This window comes from Oleiphilus sp. HI0128 (assembly GCF_001635365.1).
In genome coordinates this window covers 1-13,464 of sequence record NZ_LWGG01000035.1, presented here as the reverse complement: position 1 = coordinate 13,464, position 13,464 = coordinate 1, and the positions used below count along the sequence as shown (strand labels likewise).

12 protein-coding genes and 1 pseudogene are annotated in these 13,464 nt (G+C 45.1%); 5 read left to right on the top strand and 8 right to left on the bottom strand.

Features of this window, described 5'->3' with window-relative positions:
- From purT to A3763_RS00565, 4 genes and pseudogenes are all read right to left on the bottom strand, one after another.
- A pseudogene (purT, locus tag A3763_RS27250) lies at positions 1-172 on the bottom strand (phosphoribosylglycinamide formyltransferase 2); the annotation flags it as partial.
- 34 nt (positions 173-206) lie between these two features.
- A complete protein-coding gene (locus tag A3763_RS00575) occupies positions 207-392 on the bottom strand; it encodes a DUF1289 domain-containing protein (protein WP_197470208.1) in 186 nt (61 codons plus the stop codon).
- An 86-nt stretch (positions 393-478) separates the two neighbouring features.
- Positions 479-1,003, bottom strand: a complete 525-nt coding sequence (locus tag A3763_RS00570) for a gamma carbonic anhydrase family protein (protein ID WP_068514819.1) — start codon at positions 1,001-1,003, stop codon at positions 479-481.
- A complete protein-coding gene (locus A3763_RS00565) occupies positions 1,000-1,599 on the bottom strand; it encodes a CoA pyrophosphatase (RefSeq protein ID WP_231872054.1) in 600 nt (199 codons plus the stop codon). Before A3763_RS00565 ends, A3763_RS00570 begins: the two co-directional genes overlap by 4 nt.
- A gap of 151 nt (positions 1,600-1,750) precedes the next feature.
- Between A3763_RS00565 and A3763_RS00560 the strand changes: the two genes are divergently transcribed.
- Both A3763_RS00560 and gloA read left to right on the top strand, forming a co-directional pair.
- Positions 1,751-2,323 carry an NUDIX hydrolase gene (locus tag A3763_RS00560; RefSeq protein WP_068512534.1) on the top strand — a complete coding sequence of 191 codons (573 nt, stop codon included), beginning with the start codon at positions 1,751-1,753 and terminating at the stop codon, positions 2,321-2,323.
- 31 nt (positions 2,324-2,354) lie between these two features.
- Positions 2,355-2,795, top strand: coding sequence for a lactoylglutathione lyase (gloA, locus tag A3763_RS00555; protein ID WP_068514816.1), 441 nt, complete (start codon positions 2,355-2,357; stop codon positions 2,793-2,795).
- 5 nt (positions 2,796-2,800) lie between these two features.
- On the opposite strand, the gene A3763_RS00550 is transcribed toward gloA, so the two are convergent.
- Both A3763_RS00550 and ppsA read right to left on the bottom strand, forming a co-directional pair.
- Positions 2,801-3,586, bottom strand: coding sequence for an ABC transporter substrate-binding protein (locus A3763_RS00550; protein WP_068512492.1), 786 nt, complete (start codon positions 3,584-3,586; stop codon positions 2,801-2,803).
- A gap of 25 nt (positions 3,587-3,611) precedes the next feature.
- A complete protein-coding gene (ppsA, locus tag A3763_RS00545) occupies positions 3,612-5,939 on the bottom strand; it encodes a phosphoenolpyruvate synthase (protein WP_369808144.1) in 2,328 nt (775 codons plus the stop codon).
- 164 nt (positions 5,940-6,103) lie between these two features.
- Between ppsA and A3763_RS00540 the strand changes: the two genes are divergently transcribed.
- Entirely contained in the window at positions 6,104-6,922 is an 819-nt protein-coding gene (locus tag A3763_RS00540; RefSeq protein WP_068507784.1) for a pyruvate, water dikinase regulatory protein, read from the top strand.
- A gap of 46 nt (positions 6,923-6,968) precedes the next feature.
- Here A3763_RS00540 and A3763_RS00535 read toward each other — a convergent pair whose 3' ends face one another.
- Complete coding sequence (locus tag A3763_RS00535; RefSeq protein ID WP_068512488.1) at positions 6,969-9,902, bottom strand: insulinase family protein; 2,934 nt, start codon at positions 9,900-9,902, stop codon at positions 6,969-6,971.
- A gap of 318 nt (positions 9,903-10,220) precedes the next feature.
- Here A3763_RS00535 and A3763_RS00530 point away from each other — a divergent pair, with 318 nt between their 5' ends.
- Together A3763_RS00530 and A3763_RS00525 are read left to right on the top strand one after the other, a co-directional pair.
- Entirely contained in the window at positions 10,221-11,546 is a 1,326-nt protein-coding gene (locus A3763_RS00530; RefSeq protein ID WP_068512485.1) for a PEGA domain-containing protein, read from the top strand.
- A 90-nt stretch (positions 11,547-11,636) separates the two neighbouring features.
- Positions 11,637-12,722 carry a response regulator gene (locus A3763_RS00525; RefSeq protein WP_231872053.1) on the top strand — a complete coding sequence of 362 codons (1,086 nt, stop codon included), beginning with the start codon at positions 11,637-11,639 and terminating at the stop codon, positions 12,720-12,722.
- 9 nt (positions 12,723-12,731) lie between these two features.
- On the opposite strand, the gene A3763_RS00520 is transcribed toward A3763_RS00525, so the two are convergent.
- The gene (locus A3763_RS00520) at positions 12,732-13,388 is read right to left on the bottom strand and encodes a nucleotidyltransferase family protein (RefSeq protein WP_068512482.1); all 657 of its coding nucleotides are present in this window, start codon (positions 13,386-13,388) and stop codon (positions 12,732-12,734) included.
- Positions 13,389-13,464 lie beyond the last annotated feature (76 nt).

Below are 13,464 nucleotides of genomic sequence, written 5' to 3'. Positions count from 1 at the left end.
CGTAACTGCGATGTGCGACTTGCATCGCCGGTGCATTGGCATACCTGTCCACAGCAATCACTTCGACACCAAAGCGCTGTAATTCGATAACCACTTCTTTGCCCAGCTCACCAGAGCCGCAAAATAATACCTTTGTTGCCGTAGGCGATAAGGGCGTGCCAATGCTAGTCATTTTGATAAACCTGTTGTCAGTTGTTAGGATAAATCTAGATATAGGATTTCTGTTCGCGCTCTTTAGCGAGCTCTAGTATTTTTTTCTTTTCAGTATTGTCCATGCCCCACCAGCGGGATATTTCGTCACCCGTGCGGTGACAACCCACACAGACATCATTTACATCAAGTGCACAAATACTGACACATGGAGACGGGACTTCATTCATTTCTTCTGGCATACAACTACTCTTCGCTAACGACTATTCGGCAACTACTTTCTAATAAAAACATAAAATGTGAAACGTCGATCTTAACAGGCAAACACTTAGTCCTCCAGAATCAACCCTGATTCATAGCGCTGACCGTTTTGAACATAGTGCGCTGCACTTAGACTGAGCATTTGAATCTCCTGCTCACTTAAAGCACGTTTCACCTTGCCAGGACTACCCAGCACCATCGAGCCATCCGGCACGACCATATTTTCAGGTATCAAGGCGTTCGCGCCAATCAAACAATTCTTACCAATTTTCGCGCCATTCAGTACAACGGCATTAATACCAATCAAGGAATTCTCTCCGATATGGCAACCGTGCAACATGACCTTGTGGCCAATCGTCACATTTTTCTCTATTTGTAAGGGAAAGCCCGGGTCAATATGAAGAACAGAACCGTCTTGAATATTGCTATTTTCACCAATGATAACTTTATCGTTATCCGCACGAATCACCACATTAAACCAGATGCTAGCACCCTCATGGACTTCGATATCGCCAATTAATGATGCGTTTGGCGCAACAAACGCTGCGTCACCAATAAATTTTGGTTTTTTGCTTCCCAAGGAGTAGATCATTTACCTTCACCGTCAAAAATTGTTATGTTCGCATCAAATGCAATATTCATCAGTTCAACAAGCACCACGGCAGACAAGCCCCAAATTTCATAACGCTCGCCCTGATGGTGGTAATCATAGCTTGGCACAGAGAATGCCAGACCTTTGTAGGTCATTCTATCACGACGCACGGGTTCTTCATTTAAAAAGAAACTCACCGGCACTTTGAAAATACTGTCTAGTTCATCTAGATTTGGCTTTAATTCTATCTCTGGCTCCACCAGGCCGACAAAAGGCGAAACACGAATACCGTGCAGGGATATCACCTGACTCAAAGGCCCTAGCAGCTCAACTTGTTCAGGGTGGACGCCAATCTCTTCATGACACTCTCGAAGTGCAGTATTAACAAGTGTTGTATCTTCCTCATCATACTTCCCCCCCGGAAAGGCTACCTGCCCTTTATGTGTATTCATATGTTGCGCCCGGCGCGTGAAAATAATCTGAGGCTCTGGTTCGCGGGTTAAGGGAACTAGAATACCTGCCTCGGGTAACTCTTCGACAATATTTTTTGGCTGATGCTGCTCGATTCGCGCTCTCAGTAAATTAATTATTTGCATTGGGGATTAGAGGTTCCAAAACTTAAGTGGCGAATAAGGAGCTCGTTGACAGATCTAGTAAAAAAGCTCACTCAGATAAAGATCTCAAGTTGTTTACTAAGCCAAACTTTAGCATACTGCCCCCTCAATAAAAATCACTGGTGAGAAACCTATGAAATTCTGCAGTCATTGTGGCGACGATGTTGAGAAAAAGATTCCTGAAGATGATAACCGACAGCGTTACGTCTGCTTAGGCTGTGAACATATCCATTACCAGAACCCGAATATTGTTGCCGGCACCATTCCCACTTGGGGCGATAAGGTATTATTATGCAAGCGCGCCATCGAACCCCGTTTAGGCTATTGGACTCTGCCAGCGGGTTTTATGGAAAACCAGGAAACGACAGAAGAAGCCGCTATGCGTGAGACCTGGGAAGAAGCAGAAGCGAAGGTAAACCTAAAAGGCTTATTTACTATGATCAGCGTCCCGCAGATTGATCAGGTACATATCTTTTTTCTCGCTGAACTAAAACAGGAGAGCTACGCTGCAGGTCAAGAAAGCCTAGAAGTAAAACTCTTCGACGAACAAGATATCCCCTGGGATGAAATCGCTTTCCCAACAGTTAAACGCAGTTTGAAGACGTTTTTCGAAGACCGAAAACGGGGCACTTACGGTGTGCATGTCAGTGATATTTTCCGCGAACCACGTGAGATCCCTGAGCATGTTGCAGATTTACTTGATTAAGACCAGATACTTAAAGGCCGGGAGTTAAAAAATGAAATACCTACATACTATGGTTCGTGTCAAGGACCTAGAAGCCTCTCTGGACTTCTATTGCAATAAACTAGGGCTCGTTGAGATTAGTCGCAAAGACAGCGAGAAAGGCCGATTCACACTAGTATTTCTTGCGGCACCGGACGATGCTGATGAAGCGAGAATTATCAAAGCCCCTTGCCTGGAACTAACATACAATTGGGACACTGAAGACTACACCGGCGGTAGGAATTTCGGGCACCTGGCTTTTTCTGTCGACAATATCTATGAGCTATGTGAAAAACTACAGTCACAAGGATTAACGATCAACCGGCCTCCGAGAGACGGCTACATGGCCTTTATTCGTTCACCCGATGGCATATCAATCGAACTTCTACAAAAGGGCGATAACCTTGCACCTGAAGAGCCTTGGGTATCAATGACGAATACGGGGGAGTGGTAAAGAGTTTAAGGGCTGTAGGTCTTAATAATTTCTTTAACTCTTCCCTGCTGCTTCATCTTTCGCAAGTGATGATTAAATGCAGAGACAATTGCCTGATGATCAGCTAAAGACTTAACAATCGCCATGTGAAGCTCACGCTCAGTATAAGCGGGCTCTACAAATTTAAGCTGTTCGTTAAGCATCTTATTTTTCTGCATCAAGCGACTCAAAATCAAATGATCACCAATGCCGATATCTATCCGCCCCAGTGCCAGCATCTTTAACATGCTTAAGGCGTTTACCATTGGGGTTTTATTCAGCCCTGCAGCATTGTCGAAATTATGACCAAAACTCGCCCCCTTTCTTACTCCTATTTTTAAACCTTTTAGATCATCCAATTTCTGATATGAAATCACTTCGCTCTGATCAGAAATAAAGCTAATTTGATTAACATAGTAAGGGTCGGAATAAAGAAAATTGCTCGCTCTTTGCTCGTTAAACCATAAGCCGATCAATACATCAACCATGCCTTTTTCGGCTTCTGCTAATACTCTTCGCCAAGGCTTAATTGAGACTTCAACGGAGTAGCCTGCACGCTCGAAAGCTTCTATTACAATCTCTGTTGCCAATCCTTTGCGCGGCTGCTGTTCATACAGAAACGGCTCCCAAGGCGGGCCTGCCAAACGCAGAGTTTTCTTAGGCTCCACATTCGAGGCTCCTTCATCATTAAGGCCTTGACCTGCAAACACCCTCATACTGACAAGCAGCAACCCGCCAATCAGTATGAGTGCATTTCGAAGCACTGGTAGCATAAACAACAATACTCTGATCAGGACTTTAGCTGTTATCAGCTAGATAGAACCAGGTATCAAGCACCGAATCGGGATTTAGTGAAATACTATCGATATCCTGCTCCATTAACCAACGCGCTAAGTCAGGATGGTCTGAGGGGCCTTGCCCACAAATACCAACGTATTTGTTTGCTCGCTTGCAAGCGCTAATAGCATTTTCCAGTAGTGCTTTAATCGCCTCGTTACGTTCATCAAACAAGTGAGCAATGATTCCAGAATCTCTATCGATACCGAGTGTTAACTGAGTTAAATCATTGGAACCAATTGAGAAACCATCGAAGTGCTCCAGGAACTGATCTGCCAAAATAGCATTTGCAGGCAGCTCACACATCATAATGACTTTCAGGTCGTTCTCACCACGCTTTAGGCCTTTCTCGGCCAGTAATTCTACCACGTGCTTGGCCTCGCCAACTGTTCTGACAAAAGGCACCATAACTTCAACATTGGTCAGGCCCATTACATCGCGTACACGCTTAAGCGCTTCACATTCTAAATAGAAACAGTCACGGAAGGTTTCAGAAATATAGCGCGATGCACCACGGAAGCCGAGCATCGGGTTTTCTTCGTCTGGTTCATATAATGTGCCACCGATAAGGTTGGCGTATTCGTTAGACTTAAAGTCTGACAAACGAACAATCACACGTTTTGGGTAGAACGCCGCAGCCAGTGTCGAAATACCTTCAACCAGCTTATCGATATAGAAATCAACCGGAGAGGCATATCCACTGATACGCTGCTCGACTGTTTGCTTAAGGTCAGGCGGCAAGGTGTCAAAGTTCAGCAAGGCCTTAGGGTGCACACCAATCATTCGGTTGATAATAAACTCTAGACGAGCCAGACCAACACCTTCATTTGGCAGTGCCCTGAAGTCGAAAGCCCTATCAGGGTTTCCGACATTCATCATAATTTTCAAATCCATATCAGGCATCGAATCGACAGAGTTTTCTTTCAACTCAAAGTCGAGTAAGCCTTCATAGATAAATCCGGTATCACCTTCTGCACAAGAGACGGTTACTTCTTGCCCATCGCGCAATACATCACTGGCATCACCACAACCAACAACAGCAGGAATCCCGAGCTCACGCGCAATAATCGCAGCATGGCAAGTACGGCCACCACGATCTGTCACGATAGCTGAAGCACGCTTCATTACCGGCTCCCAATCCGGATCAGTCATGTCTGTAACGAGTACATCACCGTCCTGAACCTGATCCATGTCAGCAATATCATCAACGACTTTCACTGCGCCACTACCGATCTTGTGACCGATACTGCGCCCTTCTACGACAACGGTTCCGGTCTCTTTCATTAAGTAGCGTTCTAGAATAGCAGTACTAGAACGACTCTTAACCGTTTCAGGGCGCGCCTGAACAATATACAACTCACCGTCATCACCATCTTTTGCCCACTCGATATCCATCGGGCGATCATAGTGTTTCTCGATAATCAGCGCTTGCTTGGTCAGCTCATTGAGCTCTTCATCACTCAGTGAGAACTGTTTGCGCTGTGCCATATCAACCTTGACGGTTTCAACCAGTGAGTCACTATCATCCTGGCTATAGACCATCTTGATCGCTTTGCTACCCAAGTTACGCTTGAGAATTGCTGGGCGACCAGCTTCATAAGTGGGCTTATGTACATAAAATTCGTCTGGGTTCACTGCACCCTGCACGACAGTTTCACCCAAGCCATATGAGGAAGTGATAAACACCACATCTCTAAAGCCGGATTCGGTATCGAGGGTAAACATAACACCGGAGCTCGCCGTCTCACTGCGCACCATCTTTTGAATACCAGCGGACAATGCGACTTCACTATGCTCAAACTCATGGTGAACACGATAAGAGATCGCTCTATCGTTATAAAGCGAAGCAAAAACTTCTTTAACCAGAGCTTTAACTTGTTCGATTCCGGTAACATTCAAGAAGGTTTCTTGCTGACCAGCAAAAGAAGCCTCAGGCAAATCTTCGGCAGTGGCGGAAGAACGAACTGCAACGGCCAAGTTTTGATTTCCGTCTTGTAGCTTTTTGAAAGCATCTTCAAGCGCCCTATTGAGAGCCTCTTGAAACGGAGCCTCCATCACCCAGCCACGAATTTTGGCACCACTTTCTGCCAAGGCTGTAACGTCTTTTACATCGAGTGAAGCAAGCTCTGCATTGATACGCTCACTTAAGCCGTTCTCTGATAGAAAGTCCCAATATGCCTGAGCCGTTGTAGCAAAACCGCCCGGCACCCTTACCCCTACAGAAGATAGATGACTGATCATCTCGCCGAGTGAAGCATTCTTTCCCCCCACTCGATCAACATCGTTCATACCCAGTTCATCAAACCAAATAATGTAGTCCTGCAAGGCTTATTCTCCTGTACATTAGCGAAATACTGATAATTATGCGCTTTACCTAACGCGAGCAGGTGTGAATTGTAACACTTTATGCTAACTTATTTGAATCAATCCTCGGCTTCAAAATAAGGTTTTTTATGGGTAATCAGCGTACTGCTTTTTTCATTTCAGACGGCACAGGTATCACCTCAGAAGCGTTAGGCGTCAGTTTATTAACACGATTTGAAGAGCATGAATTCGAGAAAGTCACGCTTCCTTACGTTGATAGCATTGAAAAAGCCCTCGAAACGGTCGAGAAAATTAATGCTGCGGCGGAGTTAAATGGCGCGAAAGCTATTATTTTCGACACCATCGTTGATGATGGCATCAGAAAGATCATCAAAAAGAGTAATAGCTTGATGATTGATATTTTCGCCGCTTTTCTAGGGCCGCTGGAACAAGAGCTCGGCGTTCGCTCTTCTTATCAGGTAGGTAGAACACGCATTACTAAAAATACCCGCTATGACCAAAGAATAGAGGCTATTAACTACGCACTCGACAATGACGACGGTGCTCGCACCAAACTCTATGACCAAGCGGATGTGATATTGACCGGCGTATCGCGCAGTGGCAAAACCCCTACTTGTCTCTATCTTGCAATGCAGTACGGCATTAAGGCGGCCAACTATCCAATTACCGAAGAAGATATCGAAGACCAAAAGCTGCCCGCCTCTTTACGCCCCCATAGAAACAAGATTTTTGGCCTGACTATTGAGCCTGACAGGCTTGCCGCCATTCGCCATGAACGACGCGCTAACTCGCGTTACTCTTCAGCAAAGCAATGTAATTATGAAGTTGAAGAGGTTGAGCTAATGTATCGCAGAGAAAGGATTCCCTTTTTGAATACGACACATTACTCGGTTGAAGAAATTGCTACCCGCATCATGGTGCAATCGGGTATTGAGCGACGCTGCTAGCCATAACGCTAGCAGTACCTGTTTAGCACTTTTCTGCTTTTAGCGTTTAGAGTTCTTTAATCTCTAAACCCAGTCCTTCAAGCGCATCTCGCTGACTTTGCTGGCTAATCACCGCAACACTCGCTAAGTCTGGCTGCAGGTAAGTCTTGGCAACACGCTGCAGATCATCAATTGTGACCGACAAAACTTTCGCCCTAAATGCTTCGCGATGCTCCTGGGTTCGACCAAACAACAAGTTATGGTAATCACCCTTTGCTTCACCAGCTGGCGATCTTGGTTTATCTATTTGCGATACAACTCCCAAAATAGCCTGCTCTAACTCTTCTCCATCATGCTCCTCGATATGCAGCCATTCTAATGAAGCGTCGAAGTCATCAAGTGTTTCACTTAGACGAGGATCACGATAAGAGAAAAACCTGAAGGATGCCGAACCTGAGTCCTGCCCTGCACCACCGCCATAGGCACCACCTTGCTCTCTGATCGTCCTATGTAAATAGCCATTTCTTAAAAAGCCTCCCAATACAGACAAGGCTGGTGCATCATCATGACCGACAGCGACAGTAGGATAAGCCTTGGCACAGAAGTTGACTTGCGTGGACGTTAGCCAAGCTTCTTTTACGGTTTCACGTCTCTCTGTTAAAGAAAAATGACTATTCGCAGCAGGTTCAAAGTCTTTATAGGACTGATGAATAAAGCCTGCAATTTCATCAGAGACTTCCGACTCCGAGACCAGTAAGAACTGACGAGGCTGTGCTAAAACTGCCTTATGAATACTTTCCAAACCTTCAGCCAAGCTGGATAAGGCTTTACTATCGATATCGCCACTTTCAGTTGATAGCGATTCATCTAAAGCCTTCAAGGCTTTAATGCCTTGCATTCCCCCTAGCTGATAAGCGAGGTACGAGCCAGGGCTCATTCTGCTAGAGGCAACTCCCATCGCCAAGGCATGACCGCTACTGGTTACACCTTGCTCACGACGCGCTCGCATCTGAGCCACCAGTTCGCGAAGACGTTCATGCTCATCGAAACGAACGTTGTCGAGCGTTTCCTTAAGCATCTCTGTCAAAGCGACGTAGTTTCGACTAAGCGCCTTCCCTGAAAATACCAATACTCCTTTGATATCTTGAACGTCGTCAATTTCGCCCTTAACGGAGCTGTACGCTCCCAGGCCACCAGTTAAAGCAGACTGCTTATTCTGCATTTCCAGGTAACTGCTCTCGCCCGCACCTAGAGCGGTAACCACGGCAGTATAAATCGGCAAGAGTGCTTGCAAGTCTTCGCTAAGCTCAGGCATATCAATAATAATCTGCTGATAGACCAAGCCATTTGTGCCTTGGTGGTAACAAGTAATATTATCCGAAACTTTGGCTGGTTCGCCTTTGGGGAAGTGTAAATGCAGGGGCACGTCTGGAATGCCAACCTTAGGCAAGATCGATTCATCATCTTTCATGATCTGACGCTGCTTCAAGGCTTCCGCCTGATCTATGACCTTTTGCTTCTCTTCCTCGTTCAGATTCTGCTTAATTTCAGCTAGTTGCTTCGTTAGCAGAGCTGTTCTGACCTCATCGTAAGAAGTATCCGGACGAAGAGATAAAGTGACTCGGTGTGAGTTATCCAATAAGTGCTTTTTCACCAAAGATTTGAAATATTCAGGGTCTTTAACGCGCTCTCTTAACTTTTCAATCACCGGCTCAAGGTCTAGCAATGCGACCGGGTCGCCACCGTGCAACATCGAAGGCAATGCGCCGAGTATCAACTGCAAACCGTAAGGGTAACTGTCTCCCGCAATTTCTCGCTGACTTAACTCAAGCTGATGCAATACCGCATCCAAACGTTCTTTAGCAACACCTTCTTGGGCAACTTTCTCTAACACAGCGAAGATTTCTGCTTCTAGCTCTTCCTCTTTACCCGGTTCACTTCCCTCTAAACCACACGCAAAAGCCATTTCTCGGTTAGAGTCTTCCAAACCACACAAGGGTGATGGCGCATGCCCTAGCTTTGAAGCCTCTAATGCTCGCTGCAATGGTGCAGCACTGTTCTCAAACAACACATCAGCCAATAGATGTGCTTCGAGGTTTTGTTCCAAATCAAAGCTGTAACCTAACAACCATGAGACAACAATGTGCGTCTTATGTTCGGTCGGCTCATCTTTTTCAACGGGGTAATTTTCCTGAATCCGAATCGGTGCACAATAGCGTTGCTCATCGTTGATTCTGATTCGGTGATCTTCTTTAGAGAATCTGGATAAAGCGTAACCCTGAAAGTGACAATGGTGCTCATAAGCTGGAATATCGCCAAAGGTCAGAAACACAGCATTACTTGGATGATAGTGCTTTTTGTAAAAGCCTTTTAAGTCATCATAACTTAAACCGGTGATATGCTCAGGATCTCCACCACTATTAAAGTGATAGGTAGTAGTCGGATACAAATGGCGCGTTAATGTCTGCCATAGTTGACTAACCGGTGAGCTCATCGCTCCCTTCATTTCATTATAAACAACACCCTTGTAACTCAGATCGCTATTGGCATCATCTGCTTTTTCAAACTCAAGTCGATGCCCCTCTTGTAGAAAATCCATCTCGTCGAGTCGAGAGAAGAAAACTGCATCGAGATACACTTCGAGAAGATTATTAAAATCTTTCTTGTTTTTACTTGCAAAAGGGTAAGCCGTCCAGTCACTACTGGTAAAGGCATTCATAAAAGTATTTAAGGATCGGCGGATCATCATAAAGAAGGGGTCACGAACCGGATATTTCTCGCTACCACACAGTGCCGTATGCTCAAGAATATGTGCGACGCCAGAGTTGTCAGTCGGAACTGTTTTTAGACCTACCAAAAATACGTTTTCGGTATTAGTGGTCGCAAAATGCAGGTGCCTGGCACCCGTCCCCAAGTGCTCATACTCTTCGGCTGTCACATGCAAAGCATCAATGCTTTGAGAGCGGATCAGTTTGAAATCTTTATGCTGCATGTTAGCCATATATCGTTAATACCTTATATTAATACTACTGAATGATTATACTTTTAGGACAATAACCCAAACGCTCTATTGAGCACTCAACTGCACTTTTACAAGCAGAAAGCAGTTTAGCCCAGAATCGAATATTCTGTGACTTATCTTACATTTACATCTTATTTCTAAGCATTTTTTTCTATTTGAGTCTACACTCTAGACATAACGTAAGCGATGCGCCTTCAATACTCAAGCAACGATTAATCCAGAGTACATATTTTACACGTTAGTAAACGGAAATGTGGCGGAGCAACTCAGCTCCTATTTCTTAAGGGTAGTATATAAATGGTCGATCTTAGACCTCTTCTTTTTATAAATTTCTTAATGATTTTGCTGTTAATCATTGCGGGCACAGGGCCGGCAAATAATGAAGCAGACATTGTAAAAGCTAAAACTTCTATCGAATCCGAGCCTGACGTACCGGTAAGTGCGGGCACACCGGCTCCTCAAGAAACAACAAAAGAAGCTGAATATATTGAGCTTAGTGAAATGAGCAAACAAGTGCTTGACTCGCTAAAAAGAACTGAAGACCTTGCGTTTTCTGAAGAAGCAATTTTCGCAGATGAAGTTGAAGCTCCGGCCCCTACCCCGCCCATAAGAGAAGTTATTATCTCTGAAACGAAGAAGCCCGAAGTAATCACCTACAAAAACACAGAACAGCCCGAGCCCAAACCTGTCATTACCGGCACTTTGATTGTGCGCTCAAACGTTACCGACGATACCGTATTGGTAAACGGTAAACCTTATGGCCCAACTAAACTGGAAATGCAGCTAACACCTGGTAATTACAACATCGAAGTTGCTAAAGAAGGTTATCAGAGCTGGTTATCAAGCGTTGATATACGACGCGGAAGCACCAAAACACTAAAAGCTCAGCTTCAGCAATTTACTAAAGTTGATTACCAAAATGGTATGTGGGCAAACGATATCAAGACAGGCGAAGGAAGCTACATTCAAGAAGGCAGCTTTGAATACAACGGCTCCTTCGTTAATGGCAACTTTCATGGCATCGGCTCTGTCCGATATGCCAACGGAATGAAATACCAGGGAGAGTGGTTTGAAGGCAATATGCAAGGCCGCGGCACCCTCACCACCACAGACGGCGATACCTACATTGGTGAGCTTGATGAAAATGAGTTTAATGGTGAAGGAACCCTAACCAAAGCTACCGGTGACATCTATACAGGTTTCTGGATTGATGGCGTGCTCAATGGGCAAGGCTCTCTTACAACCAAGGGGGGCCTACTATATGTTGGCGGCTTCTCAGACAATTTATTCCACGGTAACGGTTCCCTAACCTACCCGGATGGCGGACACTACGAAGGTTCATTCTCTAACGGTATGTTCCACGGCAAGGGTGTCGAAACCTATGCGAACGGTAAAAAGTATGTCGGACAATTTATTGATGGCCTCTATCACGGTAAGGGAGAGATCCTAAACCCTAATGGAAGTAAGATCACCGGCACATTTAAAGATGGAAAGCCATTTGGCAAGGCAACGCTAACCACAGCAGAAGGCGAAGTGTTTACTGCCAGATCCAGCGAGCCTGGCGTGTGTTACCGGCAAAAGAGTTATCGAGCAACGGAGTGTCCTAAGCTAGAAGGCTGGTAATCAACGTTTGCAATTAGACACAAACGGCCAGCTACGACACGTCCATACAGAATTTTAAAGTACGAATTTGAATAGAGATTAACGAGGTATATGATGACAATTAAAAGCGCTTTATTGGTAGATGACTCCAAGGTCGCCAGGTTTGCATTGAGTAAGCTTTTAGAGAAAATCAGCCTTAAAGTCGATATGGTTAACTCCGGCGAAGAAGCCTTATCATATTTGGCGTCCAACAATAATCCTGACGTTATTTTTATGGATCAGCTCATGCCGGGTATGAACGGCGTTGACGCTACCAAAGAAATAAAAATGAATCCTGAGACATCAGAGATTCCCATTATTATGTGCACCTCAAAAAAGTCAGATGAATTCTCTGAAGATGCACGTAACTTTGGTATTTATGGTGTGCTAACCAAACCTGCTGAGTCTCAGCAAGTGGTAGAGCTTATTGAAAAGCTCACTAGCGACATAGCTAATAACACGCTACCCAAACCTGCGATTTCTATCTCTCTTAGTGATCAGGAACAGGCTCAACTTGGTAAAATCAGCAAAACTGAGCTTCCGGACGAACTTCAAGACAAACCTGCCGCAGCGCCGAGTGTCGAAGCTTCGTCTGATATCATTGAACAAGTCGCTCGATCAGCCGTAAAAGCGAATGTTAACAACCGCCTTCACGAGCTCCTATCCAGTCTATTCGACGAGCAATACGATCATGTCAAACGCATCCTGAGTGATTCAAAGCAAGAGCAGCAGGATCACTTAAAAGGCATCATGGATGAATACGTCAACGAAATTAATAAGAAAACTGAGTCCATTAAAGAGGAAGTTGCTGCAGAAGTAAGTCTGTTTTTAGGAAACCAACTCACTGAATTTAAGCAAGAGCTTCTGGATAGCAAAGCTCATACAGGCTTAGACCCTGTACAAATTGAAGAATTAAAAGAGCACCTTAGCTCTAGCCAATCTATGGACACTGAGTTTTGGCAACGCTTACAGGGTGACGCAATAAAACAAGCTCATGAAATCACGCGCGAAACTGCAGAAGACGTCGCAGCACAAACAATTGAAACCTATATCAGGCAAAACCGAGCTGCTTCCAATAAGTTTTATGGCATGGCGCTGGCGGCCAGCATAGGTGTATTCGCAGTCGGTATTGCTGTTACTGCAGGACTGTTTGGCTAAGCACTTGAATCAGCATACTGAAGTGACTGCCAAGCGTAAGCGCTCCAGGTCACTTTCAGTATCAACATCCTGAACTCGCCCGCCGAGGTAAACAGGCGTCGTTTTGTTGCGCAAGATTATGCCTTTCGCGCCGCCCTGATTTCCCGGTACAGCCAAGCCTTTTAGCTGAGGCAAATACGACCAAGGAAAGTATGCGGGCACTCCAAGACTAAGCTCCTTGTCCTCTTCTTGATATCCTGCACAAATTATTTCATTCGCTTGCTCATTAACTAAAGTACAGTATTTGCGCAAGTCACTTGTTTCTATTAAGGGCTGATCCCCAAGCAAGAACAACAGGCCATCCACGTTTTCATCTGTCAGCAGGGCTTCGCTCTCTGCAGATGATGCTGCGCTAGCAATGACCTTTCCCATTCCCTCTTGCCATGCACTCTCATGTAAAACCTTTGCAACACCAAAAGAAAGCACACTGTTAATTTCTTTGTAATTAGCGCCCAGCATCACCCAGGTTTTTGGGAAGACCTGAGACACCGTATCAAACACATGTTGCAACAAGGGTTTCCCGTGCCAATCAGCCAGCTGTTTAGGCGAACCGAAACGACTCGATTCTCCAGCTGCCAGGATCACCGCAATAATATTTTTGGCTTCGACGACTTGTTTATCACTCACATTGAGTTCCAGAATAAATTCTATTTATAGGGCTAAGGTGCCTGATAAATATAGAAATTACCACATAGAATAAGCA